Genomic DNA, 17,584 nt, shown 5'->3' with positions numbered 1-17,584 from the left:
GCGACAAGCAACTTTTTGATATTGGCAACAATGCATCGCTAACCGCAGAATTTCTAACCATGATGATGAGGTGTGGATAGAGGTGCATGATGTAAAAAACATCTGATTTTACCATTGTTGCATTTTAACGGTTCAAGGTTCATTTTACTATTTCTGGTTTCAGATTATAATCTGAAACCATTTCAAGCGGTTCAAACAGAAAGATTAAAATTTTTCATTTTAACTTTAAGTATTGTTTCAATCCAGTTTTTTAAATGATAGAAGAAGAGCTGATTTTGATTGAATATGTAATGAACTTATAAGGTAAAATAAAGTATTAATTTAAATACAACTAGACCTATGGCCGCTATTCCTGACGAATTGTACAATGTTAAATTTGCAGCGTATTTTGATTCGATGAAAGAATTGTATATTCTCGATCAAAAATTTAAAGTAATCTGTGATGCTTACTGTGCAAGTACAGCTAAAACGGAGCTTTATAAGGATAGAAGTGAAAAAAACTACCGTCGTAAGATGAAGTTTGAAAATCTTTCTAGGGAATTGGAAGAAGAAATACTGTTTTACATTATGAGAAACAGATAACTATATTTTAGTCTATTTTGAAAGCGCTATTTCAGATACCGTTTTCCATTGTGCTATTTTTTCCTCTTTCGTTAAACCTGCATTTAAACCGCTAGTTGAAGGCTGGGTTGTATAAGTGATTCCTTCTTGCGGTGCTGTATGTTTTACAAAATACTTTGCAGCGGCTTTGCTTTCAAAAAAGACATATTTTATATTAGGATACTGTATATGCAAACCTTCAAAATCATTAATTGTTTCTTCGGTAATAGAAGCATCGCTACTTCCTTCTCTTTTACAGCTTTGTAAAACATTCCAAAGACCAATGTTGTACTTTTTTACTAGTGCTTTTCGATCTTCATAAGAGGCACTAAATTCTTCCTCAAAAATAACAAACAAAATTTTCCAGAAAAGATTTCCTCGATTTGCATAGTATTCTTGCTTGGCAATAGATTGCTCGCCCGCCATTGTACCCATAATTAGAATAATTGTAGAATGGTCAATTAAGGGATCAAGGGCTTTTTTTAGCATTTGTTTGTTTTTTTGCAAAATTACCGATTATTTAATAAAGTATAAACAAGATAAAAATCCTTTAAGAATTCAATTATTTCTGAGCTTTTTCAAACTTTCTATTTGTAGTAAAATGTTTATTTAACATATTTTATAGTATTTATATTGCAATATTGTAAATAATTCTTTTATATTCGTAAATCCTAATTGTAGGATTTTTACCATATTTAAATGAATTATTAACCAACCAATGTAAATGATTATGAGAAAAATTAGTAAGTATTCCGTCTGTTTTTTTGTTGCACTTTTTTTATTGTCGTGTAGCAATGATGAATTAGAAACAAATCAAGAAACAGTAAAAGATGTTAAGTCTAAATTAGAATTAGCAAAATTTTCAAATCCCAATATTGCCCAAAATGTTGAAGCCGATTTTGAAAATGCCAACGAAATTGAAAAAGATAATTTTAAAATTTCTGAATTTTCAGCCAAAGAAAAAGTTGTAAATTATTTTGAGTCTGATCTGCTGCAAAATCAATTGAAATATCAAGGTGTTACAATTGAAAATGATGGCAAAACGCATTCTTATTTTTTTAGAGGTTTACGGAATTGAAAAAAGTACCGTTTACCCTGAGACTATCACTAAGTTAAATGATTTTTCAGGGACATTGAATGTCTATTCATTTGAAGGCAAAAATTTGGGCTCAGTTGCAGTTACTAAAGGTGAAGCTAAAAACATTTCAGAAAAACAAGAGTTGGATATTCTGACAAAAGCAATAAATTTGTTTTCATTTAGCTCTAATACGACTAATCGTATCCCGCCTTGTAATACACCATATTATCAGCCGATGCAGTTTACTATTTATTGGCACACTGAAGTTATAGTTGATAATAAAGTTATTTCATACGTTCTTTCAAATGTAACTACAGAAACTATAGTTGTAGAAACTTCATATCCTTGCGATGCGGCACCACCTGAAGTTGCTCGTGCATACAGGTATGAGATTATTGGTCGTAGTGGTGGTGGAAGTGGTACAACTCCACCATTGCCAGATGTTGTTTACACTCCACCAAGTTGCCAAAGTTTTAATTTTTCAGAAACAGCTTCTCTGTGGCAGACAGCTTTAGTGAAAAATATCAGTTTCAATATAATATTGCTAAGTGAAAAAGGTGTTACCTTTATTCATTCAGCTAAGTTTAGACAACCGATATCTTTTGGAATGCCAAAAAAACACAGCGTAGGTGGTGCTCCTATAAGTGCTGGAATGGCCGCAGAGCTATCAGCAAAGGCGCTTCAGACGACAATTAGAGAAGTAGTTGCAAAATATGGAAGAGTGAAAGTTTCGGAAATGATTGTTGAACAGTATTTTAAAGAAAGATTGCTATATAATTATCCTTTGATTACCTCAGGTGGACGAGTAAATTGGACTGCAACAGAAAATTTACCTGTAACGGATTACGAAACAACTTTTATGCTTCCAGATAATTGTGAATAAAAAATATATTATGATTGATAAAGTTTTAAAGAATTTGATTTACATTTTTTACCCGAAAAACATCTCATTTGAGAAGGAACGAGAAAAGTATTTTGAAACTCAGGAATATCTTAGATTGGATAAGACATTAAAAACTTTTCAATTGAATTCGAAAGAACTTTGCTCAAAGAATATTCTTAAGGAATTTGAAAAAGATTATACTTTAAAAAACTTTCAAGATTTTACATTATTTGAGTATGGTGATAAATGTCTGACTTTTAATTTTAGTATTATTGAAGATAGACAACTATATACAGTATCATTGTTGATTAGTGTTATAGCACCATATTATGCTATTAAATGTCAGAAGAATATAATAGAACTATTTTTCTCTAAATCTAGAATTGATGAATTGCAGGAAGCTAATTTGGAGCGACGAAAACTAAAAGAAATTATTTCTGAAATAGAATCTGTTGTTGAGAGTAAACTATTCTATAGTAAATTTCCTAAAGAATTATTTAATTTTGTTATAGAAGATGTGAGTTTCCAAGAAGCCGATTTTGGCTATTTTACTATGTTCAATGCTTTTTTTAATAATTTAATAATGACAGAAAATGAACAATAAATTTTTAGTGTTTTTAATAATTGGTATTATGCTCTTTATCTTTTTTTACTTCTCTGATTACTATTTTAATTTAAATATTGGTGACACTTATTATGTTATAAATTATTTTTACCCAATACTTGTTCTCTTGATAATTGGAGGTGTTATTTATTTTTATAAAACAGCAAAAGAAAAGATAGGATAAATATTGATTCATAAGATTCAAACCTCGAATGTACTTTCGAGGTTTTGTTATTTTAAACTAGTATAAGTTTGATTACTCGACTGCTCCAAGTATTTAAAAAAATAACGCAAATGTCTCTTTTAAGACTTTTACGCTATTTTTTTTATCTTAGAAATACATCAGCTTTTTAAACCACAGAACAAGCACTTTTATTCTCTTTAACCAAAGGTTTAAGTCCAAGATTTTGAAACATCTGCATGTCTTCAGAAAGTCCTGGGTTTGGTGTTACCAATAAAGTTTCGCGTTCTCCTGTAAAAATAGAATTGGCTCCAGCCATAAAACACCAAGCTTGTTCTTCTTCGGTCATTTCGATGCGTCCTGCACTTAAGCGTACAACAGCAGCAGGCATAATGATACGCGCAGTCGCAATCATTCGAACCATATCCCAAAGAGGCACTTTTGGGTTGTTTTCTAAAGGTGTTCCTTTTACTCTTGCCAAAGCATTTACAGGAACAGATTCTGGATGAACGGGCATAGTAGCCAAAGTTGCCAGCATAGAAACGCGATCTGCAGGAGTTTCTCCTAAACCGATTATTCCACCAGAACAAACTGTGATTCCTGCTTTTCTGACATTATTAATGGTATCAAGACGCTGATCAAACTTACGTGTACTGATGATTTCGTCATAATAACTTTCAGAAGTGTCCAAATTATGATTATAAGCATACAAACCCGCTTCTTGTAGACGTATAGCTTGTTCTTCGGTAAGCATTCCTAGCGTACAGCAAACTTCGAGTCCGAGGTCGTTAACGCCTTTTACCATTTCAATAACACGATCAAAATCTTTGTTATCACGAACTTCACGCCAAGCGGCAGCCATACAAAAACGAGAGGAACCACCATCTTTTGCTTTTTTTGCGTGCTGCAATACTTTCTCGGTTGGCAATAAAGCTTGAACTTTAATATCGGTGTGGTAACGTGCTGCTTGTCCGCAGTAAGAACAATCTTCAGGACAGCCGCCTGTTTTTACAGAAAGCAAGGTGCAAACCTGTATTTCTGAAGGTTTATGCCAATTGCGGTGTACAGTTGCAGCCTCATAAACTAATTCTAATAAAGGCTTATCGTATATAGCTTGAATTTCTTCTCTGCTCCAGTCGTTTCTTATTTGTCCGTTCATTTTTTCTTTTGATGCTTTATGATTTTTAGCCAAAAGTATTGTTTTGCTGTATCATCAAAATGTACCACTTTTTATATTTTGAGTAGTCCGGTTTATAAGTGCAAGTTCGAAGCGTTTAGAATCGCAGTGCTTAATTATTCATAAAAACTAAATATATTGTTGATACATTATTAAAAGGAAATAAAAACAACTGTAAGAACAACGATAACAAATATTACAGATTAAGCTTTCTGTATTGCAAAGGAGAAATCTGTTTTAGTTCTTTAAACTTTCGATTGAAATTAGAGATATTATTAAAACCGCATAATTCTGCAATTTCCAAAACGGAAAGTTCTTGATTGTTCGATAATAATTTTGCAGCTCTTTCAATACGCACTTCGATAAGAAATTGAAAAAAAGATTTGTTGGTACGAACTTTAAAATACCGACAGAAAGCATTTTTAGTCATGCTGGCGATCGAAGCTATTTCATTTAGTGTTATATTTTTGTGGAAATTCGTCATTACATACTCAAACACAATCTGCATTCTTTTGCCTTCATTATCCGTTATTTTCTTTTGATACAAATAATTAGAAAGCGGAGTAGTTTCTGATGTTGAAAGCCATTTTAGAATATCTAGAAATAGTATAAAGCGCGTGTAGTTATCAGCATTCTTCAATTTCTTAAAATACTTGACCACTTTTTTTGGTGCGTTATGAATAATAAATCCATTCTTGCTGCTTTCTAGAATGGGTTGGATATTTCGAAAAGTAGACAATTCAAAAAAATCTTTCCCAAAAGAATTGAAAGTAAAGAATAAAGTCCGCATTACCGAAACCTCATTTTCCTGAACATCGCTTCTAAAAACATGAGGCAAATTACTTCCAATTACGAGTATATCGCCCTCACGATATTGCGAGATTGTATCGCCAGCAAAAACGTCACCTTCTCCTTTTTCGATAAAACTAATCTGAATTTCTTCGTGCTGATGTAATTTATCATAAAACGATACTTCTATATCTTCCTGATAAATAAGGGGATCCTCTCCAGATTTTGGAATTTTAAAGGGGAAAACTTTCATATAGTGGTTAGTTAGTTACTATCAAATATATTGCATTTGATCAAAAAAATGATGCTATAATGCTCTATTTTTTAAGTTTTGTAACTATATAGGGTAATATAGTATTGTTTTGTGGTAATTTTTGAAAGGCTAACTCTCTTGTTTCTAGATAATTTTGGCTTATATAAAAAAATAAAATTATGAGTATTCAATGGAATGGCGTTATGCCAGCGGTAACTACAAAATTTACTGCAGATGATAAATTAGACTTCAAAATGTTTGAAGTTAATATGAAAGCGCAATTAGATGCTGGAGTGTCAGGAATTATTTTAGGAGGCACTTTAGGTGAAGCCAGCACACTTTTAGAAGAAGAAAAAAGAGAATTAGTAAAACATACTGTTTTGCTTACAGAAAATAAAGTGCCTGTAATTATGAATATTGCAGAGCAAACTACAAAAGGAGCCATTTTGGCAGCCAATAAAGCAGAACAAGATGGAGCAAAAGGATTAATGATGCTGCCTCCAATGCGTTACAAAGCGTCAGATTTTGAAACGGTGGCTTTTTATAGCGAAGTAGCTAAGAATACAACACTTCCTATCATGGTTTACAACAATCCTATTGATTATAAAATCGATGTTACTTTAGACATGTTCGAAGAGTTATTGAAATTCGATAATATTCAGGCTGTAAAAGAATCTACAAGAGATATTTCGAACGTGACCCGAATGATTAATCGTTTTGGAGATCGTTTAAAAATATTATCGGGAGTTGACACATTGGCTTTAGAAAGTCTATTAATGGGGTCAGACGGTTGGGTTTCTGGATTGGGCTGTGCTTTCCCTGCTGAAACGGTAGCCATTTACAAATTAGCCAAAGCAGGAAAAATAGAAGAAGCTTTGAAAATCTACAGATGGTTTTTGCCTTTATTAGAATTGGATATTAATTCATTCTTGGTTCAGAATATCAAATTGGCTGAAGTTGCAACAGGAATTGGTTCAGAACATGTTCGTGCACCGAGATTGCCATTGCAAGGAGCAGAAAAAGAAAGAGTTCTAGCGATTATCGCTGAAGGAATACGTAAAAGACCAACTTTGCCAGAGTATAAAAATTTATAAAAGCATTTTGCAGATTGGCTTTTAGTTATCAATCTCGGTCCCAGCGCCAGTCTCAGTCATATTCTTAGGGGGAATTTTTACTGAGACTGCGACCGAAATATATTTACTTATAAGATAAAAACATGATTACAGGAAAAAATTATATAGGAAGCCAGCTTAAAGCCAGCGGTTCAAAAGTTTTAAAAACGTTCAACCCGATATTGAACAAAGAAAATCCTTGGGATTTTATAGAGGCAACTCAGGATGAAATTGAAGAGGCGGTTACTTTGGCCAATCAAGCATTTACGATTTATAGAAAAAAATCAGGTCTTGAAAAAGCTAAATTCTTAAACACAATTGCTGATGAAATTTTAGCTTTAGGAGATGTGCTCTTAGAGCAGTACTGCATTGAATCGGGTTATCCGAAGGGCAGAGCAGAAGGAGAACGCGGACGAATGATAGGTCAGTTGCGAGCTTTCTCCGAAATGCTAACTGAAGGTAGCTGGGTTCAAGCAACAATTGACACTGCAATAGTCGACAGACAACCTGCACCAAAAGAAGATTTGCGCAAAATGTTAGTTCCTCTAGGGCCCATAGTGGTTTTTGGATCAAGCAACTTTCCTTTTGCATTCTCTACAAGCGGTGGAGACACAGCTTCGGCTTTGGCGTCGGGATGTCCGGTTATTGTAAAAAGTCATTCGATGCATATCGGAACAGGCGAAATGGTAGCTTCAGCTATTATAAAAGCAGCTGAGAAAACTAATATGCCAGAAGGTGTCTTTTCTAATCTTGTAGGCGACGGTAGAACTCTTGGAACAAGTTTGGTAAAGCATCCGTTGGTAAAAGGGGTAGGTTTTACGGGAAGCATTAAAGGAGGTCGTGCTTTATGTGATTTAGCGGCTCAACGTCCAGAACCAATTCCGGTATTTGCCGAAATGGGAAGCATTAATCCTGTGGTGCTTTTGCCTCAAGCGTTGAAAAAAAATAGTCAAAAATGGGCGACAGCTTATGCAGGGTCTATCACTTTAGGAGCAGGACAGTTTTGTACCAATCCAGGATTATTATTAGCCTTAAAAGGCGAAGAATTAAATGCGTTTGAAGAAAAGCTTAATCAGGCTATCGAAAAAATTCAGCCAAGCTGTATGCTGCATCCTTCTATTTATGCTGATTTCAATAGCGGAATTGCAAAAATTGAAGCACAGAACGGAGTCTCTAAAATTGCTCAGTTTAAAGGAGAAACAATTCCAAATCATGGTACTCCAACAGTTTTAAAGGTTGACGGAAAAGAATTCTTAGAGAATAAAATATTGCATAGCGAAGTGTTTGGACCATTTTCTATTTTAATTGAATGCGAAAAGGAGTCTGAACTAATAGAAGTGATCTCTAAGCTAGAAGGGCAATTAACAGGAACAATCATAAGCGAAGAGAACGAAATAGAAACGCATAAAGAGATCATTTCTGCTCTACAAAATCGTGTGGGGCGCTTGATTTTTAATGGTGTGCCTACGGGAGTTGAGGTTTGCGCTTCGATGATTCACGGCGGACCTTATCCGGCATCGTCAGATTCACGTTTTACAGCCGTTGGTATACACGCAGTTTACAGGTGGGTTAGACCCCTAAGCTATCAGAATTGGCCAAATGAATTATTGCCTGCTGAATTGCAAAACGAGAATCCACTGCAAATTGTTCGTACAGTAAATAATAAACTAACACTATCTCAAATATAAAATGGTAAAGAAAACTTTTTTTTGCGTAGATGCTCACACCTGCGGGAATCCAGTTCGGGTTGTTGCTGGGGGCGGACCAAATCTGCAAGGTGATTCAATGAGTGAAAAACGGCAGCATTTTTTAAAAGAATACGACTGGATTCGTAAAGGCTTAATGTTTGAACCAAGAGGACATGATATGATGAGTGGCAGTATTTTGTATCCGCCAAGCGATTCTAAAAACGATGTTGGTATCTTATTTATAGAAACTTCGGGCTGTTTGCCAATGTGTGGACACGGAACAATAGGAACTATTACAATTGCTGTCGAAGAAGGTTTGGTCACTCCAAAAGTTCCCGGAATTATCAAAATGGAAGCTCCTGCAGGTTTAGTGCATATCGAATATCAGCAAACGGGCAAAAAGGTAGATTTGGTACGTCTGACCAACGTAAAATCGTATCTGGCAGCGGAAGGTCTTACAATTGATTGTGAAGAATTGGGTGAGATTGTTTTTGATGTGGCTTATGGAGGAAATTATTATGCTATTGTAGATCCGCAAAAGAATTTTTCTGGTGTTCAGAATTTTACAGCAAGCAAAATTATTCAGTATAGTCAGGAACTTCGCAAAAAGATTAATGAAAAATATCCAGATCGTTTCATTCATCCAGAAAATGATACTATTCGAGATGTGTCACATCTGTTATGGACAGGAACACCTATAGATTCGACTTCGTCTGGAAGAAATGCTGTTTTTTATGGCGATAAAGCAATTGACCGTTCACCATGCGGAACAGGAACATCAGCCCGAATGGCACAATTGCATGCTAAAGGAAAACTGAAAAAAGGAGAGGAGTTTATTCACGAAAGTTATATCGGAAGTAAGTTTATTGGAAAAGTGGTAGAAGAAACTTCTATAGGAGATATTCCCGCTATTGTTCCAAGTATACAAGGCTGGGCAAAAGTATATGGATACAATACTATTATAATTGACGAAAGTGACGATCCTTATGCTTTTGGATTTCAGGTTATTTAAGAAAATCAATTAGTAGTAGTCTCAAAAAAAACGAATTAAAATTTATGAAAAAAGTTGCTGTTATTGGCGGTGGAATCATCGGCCTATGTTCTGCTTATTATCTCGCAAAGGAAGGGTACGAGGTGAACGTATTTGATGAATCTGATATGAACAATGGCTGTTCATACGGAAATGCAGGTATGATTGTGCCATCGCATATTATTCCGCTCGCGCAGCCTGGTATGATTGCACAAGGAATAAAATGGATGTTTGACAGCCGTAGTCCATTTTATGTAAAACCGCGCTTAAACAGAGATTTAATAAAATGGGGAATGCAGTTCTATAAACATGCCAATTTGAATCATGTTGAAAAAGCAATGCCCGCTTTACGAGATCTTTCTTTGTTAAGTAAAGAATTGTATCAGGATTTTGCCAAGGAGAATAATTCTTTTTTTTATGAAGAAAAAGGACTTTTGATGCTTTATAAAAGTGATAAAGTGGCAGAAGAAATGCATCATGAAGGTAAAGAAGCAGAACGTTTGGGACTTGAAGTAGATTATCTCTCAAAAGCAGAAGTAGCGCTTTTAGAAAAAGGAATCACTACAAATGTTATTGGTGGAGTTCATTATAAGAGTGATGCGCATTTGTATCCGCAAAAATTTATGGCCTTTATAAAAGAAGAATTGTCTCGTTTAAAAGTCGAAATTTATTCGCAAACTAGCGTTAAAGATTTTGTTTTAGAAAGAAATAAAATAGAAAAAATTGTAACCAATAAAGGGCTTTTTAAAGCTGACGAAGTAGTTTTGGCATCAGGATCTTGGAGTCCTTCTTTGGCTAAAAAATTAAACATTTCTATTTCTATTTTACCTGGAAAAGGATACAGTTTTACTTTAAAGGATAAAAACCAAAAGCCTAGTATTCCTTCTATTTTATGCGAAGGAAAAGTAGCCGTAACTCCAATGGCCAATGATATAAGATTTGGAGGCACTATGGAAATTACACATACAAAAGACAATAAAATAAATGCAAACAGGCTTCAGGGAATTATAAATAGCATTAATGGTTTTTATCCCGATTTGAAAGTCGAAATGCCAAAGAATGAAGATACTTGGTTTGGGTTTAGACCCTGTACGCCAAGCGGTATGCCGATTATTGCCAGAGACAAAAAAATCGTAAATTTGACCTTAGCAACAGGACATGCCATGATGGGATTAAGTCTGGCACCGGCGACAGGAAAAATCGTGACAGAGATTATTTCTGGCAAACCTGCTTCTGTGGCTATTGACCGATTCCAAATATAAATTATGAGATACAATGCGATTCCGGTTTCTTTGTTTGTAGAAAACCGAAAAAGATTTACCGAAAAAATGAAGCCGAATAGTTTGGCTATTTTAACTTCAAACGACGTAATGCCAAATAACGCAGATGATGTTATGGGCTTTTCACAAAACAATGATTTGTTTTATCTGTCTGGAATTGATCAGGACGAAACCATTCTAGTGCTTTATCCAGATGCTTTTAAAGAGGAAAACAAAGCCATACTTTTTGTAAAAGAAGCAAATGAACATACGCTAATTTGGGATGGTAATTTTTTAACTAAAGAACAAGCTACGGCAATTTCTGGAATACAGAATATCAAATGGATTCATGAGTTTGAAAAGACTTTACAGCTTTTTGCTTTTGAGGCCGATACTTTTTATTTAGGGCATAACGAGCATATCAAAAGAGTCACTGCTGAAATGGAAACCCGACAAGATCGTATGATAAAATGGTGCAAAGAAAAATATCCATTGCATCAATACGAACGTGTGGCAAAAATAACGCGTGAATTGCGTCCAATTAAATCAGACGAAGAAATTGATTTAATCAAAAAAGCAACGGCACTAAGTGTTGAAGGTTTTCATAGAGTTTTAGGTGCAATTCGCCCCAATATAAAAGAATACGAATTGGAAGCCGAATTGCTGTACGCTACCGTTAAAAATGGCGGAACGAGACAAGCATTTAAATCAATTATAGCATCTGGAGGAAATGCGTGCTCACTTCATTATAATTCCAATGATGATGTTTGTAAAGAAAACGACATGGTGTTGCTTGATTTTGGAAGCTGTTATGGCAATTATAATTCAGATACAACAAGATGCATTCCGGTTGACGGAACTTTTAGTGCGAGACAAAAAGAGGTTTACGAATCGGTTTTACATTGCTTGAAAGAAGGTTCAAAATTATTGAAACCAGGAGTTTTATCGAAAGATTACGAACTTCAAATGGCAAAATTAATTGAAACTGAATTGGTCAAAGTAGGTTTGATTACAGAAGACGAAATTAAGAATCAAGATCCAGATAAACCTGCTTACAAGAAATACTTTATGCATGGAACAGCACATCACTTAGGATTGGATGTTCATGATGTGGGATTGTATTCTAGACCTTTTGAAAAAGGAATGGTGCTGACTTGCGAACCTGGAATTTACATTAGAGAAGAAGGAATAGGCTGTCGTTTAGAAAATGATTATCTGATAACAGAAAATGGAAACATTAATTTGAGTGAAGCCATGCCAATCGAAATTGCAGAAATTGAAAATTTAATTAAAAATAAAAAATAAGATGAAAAAGTGTTTGTTGTTTTTTCTGTTTGTATGTACATCTGTTTTCGCACAGCAGGATATTGATATTAACGATCTAAATTGGCTGCCAAATTCTCATTCGTTTTGGGTAAACAAAGACAATAGCGTGGTGGTTTATGATGTTGATAAACTAGATAAGCAAAGTACAATTTTGTCTAAATCGCAATTAGCAACAGCGGGATTTACGGGAGAAATCGAGAAGTTGGTGTGGAATGACTCAAAAACAAAAGTTTTGGTCTATACCAATTCAAAAAAAGTATGGAGAGAAAATACCAAAGGCGATTATTGGTTTTTTGATTTGACTACAGGAAAAGGAAAAAAATTAGGTAAAAACCTTGATGCATCATCATTAATGTTTGCTAAATTTTCGAGCGATAATGAAAATGTTGCCTATGTTTCCAAACATAATATTTATGTGGAAAATCTAAATACAGGAAAAATTACTCCTTTAACCACAGACGGTACAGATAAAATCATCAACGGAACTTTTGATTGGGTTTATGAAGAAGAGTTGGCTGCCCGTGACGGATTCAGATGGAGCCCAGACGGAAAAAGTATTGCTTTTTGGAGAGTAGATGCCACTTCTACTAAATTTCATTTCATGATCAATAATACCGATTCGCTTTATCCAGTTATTGTTCCAGTTGAGTATCCAAAGGCAGGAGAAAAACCTTCTTCGGTAAAAATCGGAATTGTAAATATTGATTCGGTGCAAACCAATTGGCTAAATATTCCAGGAGAGCCTGATAATAATTACTTAGTTCGTATGAAATGGCTTAACAACGAGTCTGTTATGGTGATTCAGTTGAACCGAAATCAGAACCAAGTTACTATGTATGATTGCAATGCAAAATCGGGATCTGCTAGAGTTATTTACAAAGAAGAATCGACTTCGTGGATCGATGTTTTTGATATTTCTGCAGGAGAATATGATACTTTTCCTTGCCAGTTTGTTGATAATGGAAAAGCCTTTTTATGGAGTTCTGATGCAGACGGATGGATGCATATTTATAAAATAAGCCTTGACGGAAAATCAAAAGAATTGGTGACCAAAACTAATTTTGATGCTTATTTTAAAGCCTACAATGAAAAGACAAAAACAATATATTTTATTGCAAGTCCTACAGATGCTACACAGCGCTATTTATATGAAACGAATTTAAGTTCAAAGAAAACAAAAAGAGTAACTCCAGAAGCTTTTGAAGGTACAAATGCTTACGTTTTTTCGACAGATGCATCATATGCCAAACATACTAATTCAAACATTAAAAGAGACTACAATACAAGATTAGTGGCGCTTTCGGGACATAAAAAAATATTGCCGAAAGAAGCAGATGTTTTTGATAATCCGAAACTTAATTATTCGTTAGAAAAATTTAAAGTAAAAACTAGCGACGGTATTGATATTGATGGAATTATGGCAAAACCATTAGATTTTGATCCTTCAAAAAAATACCCTGTGTTCTTTTATGTATATGGAGAGCCGATGGCTTCAGTAGCAAACGATGAGCCTTATTTTAATTATTTTATTGCAAAATTAATTCCAAAAGGATACATCGGAATTGCGATGGATAATAGAGGAACTCCTGTAATGAAGGGAACAGAATGGAGAAAATCTATTTATAAAAACATCGGAATTATCAATACTCGCGATCAGGCAATGGCTGCCAAAGAAGTTTTAAAATGGAATTTTATTGATTCTGATCGTGTAGCCATTCATGGATGGAGTGGTGGTGGTGCTGTAACTTTAAATTTAATGTTTCAATATCCAGATATATACAAAACCGGAATCGCGATTGCAGCGGTAACAGACCAACATTTTTATGACAACATCTACACAGAACGTTACATGGGATTGCCAGAAGGAAATGAAGCGAATTACAGTAAAGCTTCGCCGGTTACTCATGCAAAAAATCTAAAAGGAAATTTATTGTATATTCATGGAACAGGCGATGATAATGTGCATTATAAAAATGCTGAGGTTTTAATAAATGAATTAGTTAAGTATGATAAAATGTTCGATTTAATGATTTATCCAAATCGTTCTCATGATATTTCTGAAGGGGAAGGAACAGTGAAACATTTAACGGATACTTTTATTCGATACATAGAAAAAAATTGTCCGCCAGGAGCAAAATAGAAAATAGTGCATTTATAGAAAAAGGAGAATTTCATTCATTTGAAATTCTCCTTTTTTTTGCGTTAAAAAATATTGGGATTTGGAATTTTAAAATTTGATTTTTTTAAGTTAAAATATGATAATTATGTATTAATTCTGAGTAAAATACTATCAGAAAGGTAAAAGTATGTAAGGTAATTTTGATATATACTAATTAAAAAACCTAAATAGATGAAATTAAAATTACTAATCTGCTTTCTGATTTTCAGTGGATTGAAAGTTAGTGCTCAAGTTTTACCCTGTAGAACAAGCGAAGAAAATGCTAAAGTGTATCGGAATAATCCAAATGCACTAGAAGAGAAAAAGAACTTTGATGTTTTTAGTAAAAATTTTGCAGCACAACGTAAATCTAAAACTTCAAAAACGGCAGTTGTTACCTATACAATTCCAGTAGTGTTTCATATTTATGGAGATGTACAGGGAGGAAAAACGGTTACTTACGAAAAAATTGTAAACCATCTCGCGCAGCTCAATGATGATTTTAATGGACGTAATGCAGACTACCTAACGGTTGAGCCCTTTTTTCAGCCTCGACGCGGAACGATGAATATTGAATTTAAGTTAGCAAAAAAAGATCCAAATGGCGGTTGTACAACGGGAGTTATATTCCATCCAACCAAAAACGGATTTGGAAATGGTGGAGGATATGATGATCAAATTGCTGCCGACGCTTGGGATAATACCAAATATATGAATGTTTATATTCAGAATGATTTGTACAACGACGGAGCTACCAATAATTCTGGAGTTGCTTGGTATCCCAATTCAGATATGACGGCAAATAATACTGCTCGTGTTGTTTTTAATGGAGCTTATTTATATGACAACTCCTATAGTAAAGAATTCTCTGCCACCTTAACGCATGAATTTGGCCACTTCCTTAACTTGATTCATACTTTTGAAGGAGGATGCACAGGAACTGATGAAGTTGCTGATACACCAGCAGAAGACGGAAATCATACCTTAGGTTGCACCCCGGGAACAAATTGTAGTGGAGACAAGGTAAATTTTGAAAACTACATGGGCTATAATGGCGCGCAAGGCTGTTATAAAATGTACACACAGGGTCAGATTGATAGAATGTTGGCTGCCTTGGAGCATCCAGCCCGAAAATCTTTATGGCAACCGCAAAACTTAATTGATACAGGCGTTAATGCTACAGGAAGTGCTCTGGTTGCTTCAGCAGTAACTTTCAAAGAAGCGGTTATCAACGATGGTTCTTTTGATACTTCTTCCATCATAAAATTAAACGGAGGTAAAACCTTTGCTTTGTCTTCTGGAACTTTAGTAGCAGGAACCCATTTCACGCATACTTTCCCAGCTGGAATTACGCCAGTACTTACTGTAAACTCCAACAATCAAATCACGATTACGTTAACTGGAAAAGCAACGAATCATGCATTAAGTAATAATGCATCAGGCGGCATTAATTTTTTATCCGCAGCTTTTACAGGAGGAACAGCTGATTTGTCTTGTACTTCTTTATTTTTCAATTTTAAATTTTCAGATCCGTACGGAATCTTTTTTGTAGATATGCCAGATGTAACAGTTTCGTCGGCATTAACTTGGAAATATTTTGAAATTGCTAAAGGAGATGATCCTGCTTTTGGAGGTTGGCGTTATGCTGCAAATGCTTTAAAAATCGAGACTTATTCTAAAAGATTGGTTTGCGAAGCAGGCACTAGAAATATTTTGCTCTTAAATGCAAATACAGCCATTGGGCCATCTAGCAATTTGACCGCTCCAAGCGCCTATCCAAATCAGCTTGATTTGCGAACGTCCAGTTACACAGCATGGGATGGAAAAACAGCTTATGTAGGATTTGATTATTTAATAGACGGTCTTACCTGTTATGGATGGTTTAAAGTGAAAGTGAATGCAGATGGAGATGGTTACACTATTTTGGAATATGCTTATAATACCAAACCCAATACTCCAATTTATACTGGAATGAGCGATAAAACCGCTATGGTTTTATCTGCCGATACTTTATATGAAGCTGAAGTAAATGATGGAAGTATTACAACAAATACCGTAATTTCATTATCTACCAATAATGGAACATTTACAAAAAGCAGCGGAACTTTTACAGCAGGAACGGATTATACAATTACAGGCGTTCCAACTGGTTTAACGGCGATTTTGACATTAGAAAGCAATAAAAAAACGGTCGTAACTTTTACAGGAAAAGCTACCGCACATAATGTGGCAGATGATGCTACTGTTGTAATTACTTTTAAAGATGCAGCCATTACAGGAGGTGTTGGCACATTAGATATGGCTTCGAAAACCATTAATTTGAAGTTCGACTCGCCTTATGGAATCGTTTATGTAAATAATCCAGATTATACAGCCAATGCGGCATCGACTTGGCAATATTTCAATTTAGGTATTGGAGACAATACAGAGTATGGCGCATGGCAATATGCAGCCGCAGCTTTAAAAATGGAAACGTATGGAAAAAGACTAGTGGCCCAATCTGGAACCAGAAATATATCCTTTTTATCGCAAGGCACTTCTATTGGAGCTTCAAGTAATTTTGCGACTCCAGGAAACTATCCTAATCAGCTAGATTTACGAACAGCTACGTATACAACATGGGATAATAAAACAGGATATGTTGGTTTTGAATATACTAGTAGAGGACGTACTTGTTACGGATGGATGCAGATAAAAGTAGAAGCGGGTGGAGTAGGTTATACCGTTTTGGATTTTGCTTATAATACCAAACCCAATGAGCCAATTCTAGCTGGAGCACAAACAACAAATCCAACAACTTTGCCAGCACCAACAAATATTTCAAATGCAGGAGTTTATGCATCTGGATTTTATGCTTCGTGGGCAACATTTCCTGAGGCAACATCTTATGAAGTGCAATTAAATTCTTCATCTGGATGGGTAACTGCTGGAACTTCTACCACTTATTATTTATGGATTCCGAAACAAGGAACTCAAACCATATATGAATTTAGAGTCAGAGCAAAAAACGGAACTGCTTCTAGCGAATGGAGCGTTTCTCATACAATAAACCTACAATCTGGAAATTTAGGTTTGTCAGGATCTGATAACGCGAAATCTTTTACCATGTATCCAAATCCCGCTACAGATGTCGTGAATTTTAATTTTGAAAATTTAGATGCAAGCAAAGTCAAAATATCGATTTACAACAGCGTGGGTATGCTAGTAGATACGTTACAGGGTACCACTGTGTATGCTCTTACATATTTAAATAAAGGAATTTACATCGTGGTGGCAACAGATGGAAATTTTACAGAGAAGAAAAAATTATTGGTTGAATAATAAGTTGATTTAGTTAAATGAATAGGGCTGTCTACAAAGAGACAGCCCTATTTTTTTACTGTTTATTACTTGATGTACTATTTGGCTCCTGCGGAGCTTTTTCTTTTGGGGACATACTATATTGC

At 34.8% G+C, this 17,584-nt stretch carries 14 protein-coding genes; 11 read left to right on the top strand and 3 right to left on the bottom strand.

Annotated elements, in window-relative coordinates; translation table 11 throughout:
* The first annotated feature begins 339 nt into the window (after positions 1–339).
* Positions 340–582: a hypothetical protein gene (locus tag BSF41_RS13985; RefSeq protein ID WP_095930117.1), complete on the top strand. Its 243-nt coding sequence runs from the start codon at positions 340–342 to the stop codon at positions 580–582.
* A 12-nt stretch (positions 583–594) separates the two neighbouring features.
* Here BSF41_RS13985 and BSF41_RS13980 read toward each other — a convergent pair whose 3' ends face one another.
* Positions 595–1,089, bottom strand: a complete 495-nt coding sequence (locus BSF41_RS13980; RefSeq protein WP_095930116.1) for a DNA-deoxyinosine glycosylase — start codon at positions 1,087–1,089, stop codon at positions 595–597.
* Between the two features lie 235 nt (positions 1,090–1,324).
* Here BSF41_RS13980 and BSF41_RS13975 point away from each other — a divergent pair, with 235 nt between their 5' ends.
* Genes BSF41_RS13975 through BSF41_RS13965 form a run of 3 tightly spaced genes read left to right on the top strand, consistent with a single transcriptional unit; the run spans position 1,325 to position 3,165 of the window.
* Positions 1,325–1,678, top strand: coding sequence for a hypothetical protein (locus tag BSF41_RS13975; RefSeq protein WP_095930115.1), 354 nt, complete (start codon positions 1,325–1,327; stop codon positions 1,676–1,678).
* Positions 1,632–2,561 carry a hypothetical protein gene (locus tag BSF41_RS13970; RefSeq protein WP_141248150.1) on the top strand — a complete coding sequence of 310 codons (930 nt, stop codon included), beginning with the start codon at positions 1,632–1,634 and terminating at the stop codon, positions 2,559–2,561. Before BSF41_RS13975 ends, BSF41_RS13970 begins: the two co-directional genes overlap by 47 nt.
* 10 nt (positions 2,562–2,571) lie before the next feature.
* On the top strand, positions 2,572–3,165 hold the full coding sequence (locus tag BSF41_RS13965) for a hypothetical protein (RefSeq protein ID WP_095930113.1): 594 nt from the start codon (positions 2,572–2,574) through the stop codon (positions 3,163–3,165).
* Between the two features lie 350 nt (positions 3,166–3,515).
* On the opposite strand, the gene bioB is transcribed toward BSF41_RS13965, so the two are convergent.
* Positions 3,516–4,505 (bottom strand): biotin synthase BioB, encoded by a 990-nt coding sequence (bioB, locus tag BSF41_RS13955; protein ID WP_095930161.1) that lies wholly within the window; start codon positions 4,503–4,505, stop codon positions 3,516–3,518.
* 214 nt (positions 4,506–4,719) lie between these two features.
* Positions 4,720–5,565, bottom strand: coding sequence for an AraC family transcriptional regulator (locus BSF41_RS13950; protein ID WP_095930111.1), 846 nt, complete (start codon positions 5,563–5,565; stop codon positions 4,720–4,722).
* Between the two features lie 179 nt (positions 5,566–5,744).
* Here BSF41_RS13950 and BSF41_RS13945 point away from each other — a divergent pair, with 179 nt between their 5' ends.
* The 7 genes from BSF41_RS13945 (at position 5,745) to BSF41_RS13915 (ending at position 17,459) form a co-directional block, all read left to right on the top strand.
* Positions 5,745–6,659 carry a dihydrodipicolinate synthase family protein gene (locus BSF41_RS13945; protein ID WP_095930110.1) on the top strand — a complete coding sequence of 305 codons (915 nt, stop codon included), beginning with the start codon at positions 5,745–5,747 and terminating at the stop codon, positions 6,657–6,659.
* Between the two features lie 122 nt (positions 6,660–6,781).
* Entirely contained in the window at positions 6,782–8,365 is a 1,584-nt protein-coding gene (locus BSF41_RS13940) for an aldehyde dehydrogenase (NADP(+)) (RefSeq protein ID WP_095930109.1), read from the top strand.
* Between the two features lies 1 nt (position 8,366).
* Positions 8,367–9,377: a 4-hydroxyproline epimerase gene (locus tag BSF41_RS13935; RefSeq protein WP_095930108.1), complete on the top strand. Its 1,011-nt coding sequence runs from the start codon at positions 8,367–8,369 to the stop codon at positions 9,375–9,377.
* Positions 9,378–9,421: 44 nt separating this feature from the next.
* Positions 9,422–10,657 carry an FAD-binding oxidoreductase gene (locus BSF41_RS13930; protein ID WP_095930107.1) on the top strand — a complete coding sequence of 412 codons (1,236 nt, stop codon included), beginning with the start codon at positions 9,422–9,424 and terminating at the stop codon, positions 10,655–10,657.
* Between the two features lie 3 nt (positions 10,658–10,660).
* Positions 10,661–11,959: an aminopeptidase P family protein gene (locus BSF41_RS13925; protein ID WP_095930106.1), complete on the top strand. Its 1,299-nt coding sequence runs from the start codon at positions 10,661–10,663 to the stop codon at positions 11,957–11,959.
* Between the two features lies 1 nt (position 11,960).
* On the top strand, positions 11,961–14,120 hold the full coding sequence (locus BSF41_RS13920) for a DPP IV N-terminal domain-containing protein (protein ID WP_095930105.1): 2,160 nt from the start codon (positions 11,961–11,963) through the stop codon (positions 14,118–14,120).
* Between the two features lie 210 nt (positions 14,121–14,330).
* On the top strand, positions 14,331–17,459 hold the full coding sequence (locus BSF41_RS13915; RefSeq protein WP_095930104.1) for a M43 family zinc metalloprotease: 3,129 nt from the start codon (positions 14,331–14,333) through the stop codon (positions 17,457–17,459).
* Positions 17,460–17,584 lie beyond the last annotated feature (125 nt).

Source organism: Flavobacterium sp. ACN2, from assembly GCF_002303885.1.
In the GTDB taxonomy this organism is placed as follows: domain Bacteria; phylum Bacteroidota; class Bacteroidia; order Flavobacteriales; family Flavobacteriaceae; genus Flavobacterium.
Note: the sequence above shows the minus strand (reverse complement) of the source record. Positions and strands in the feature narration are given on the sequence as shown.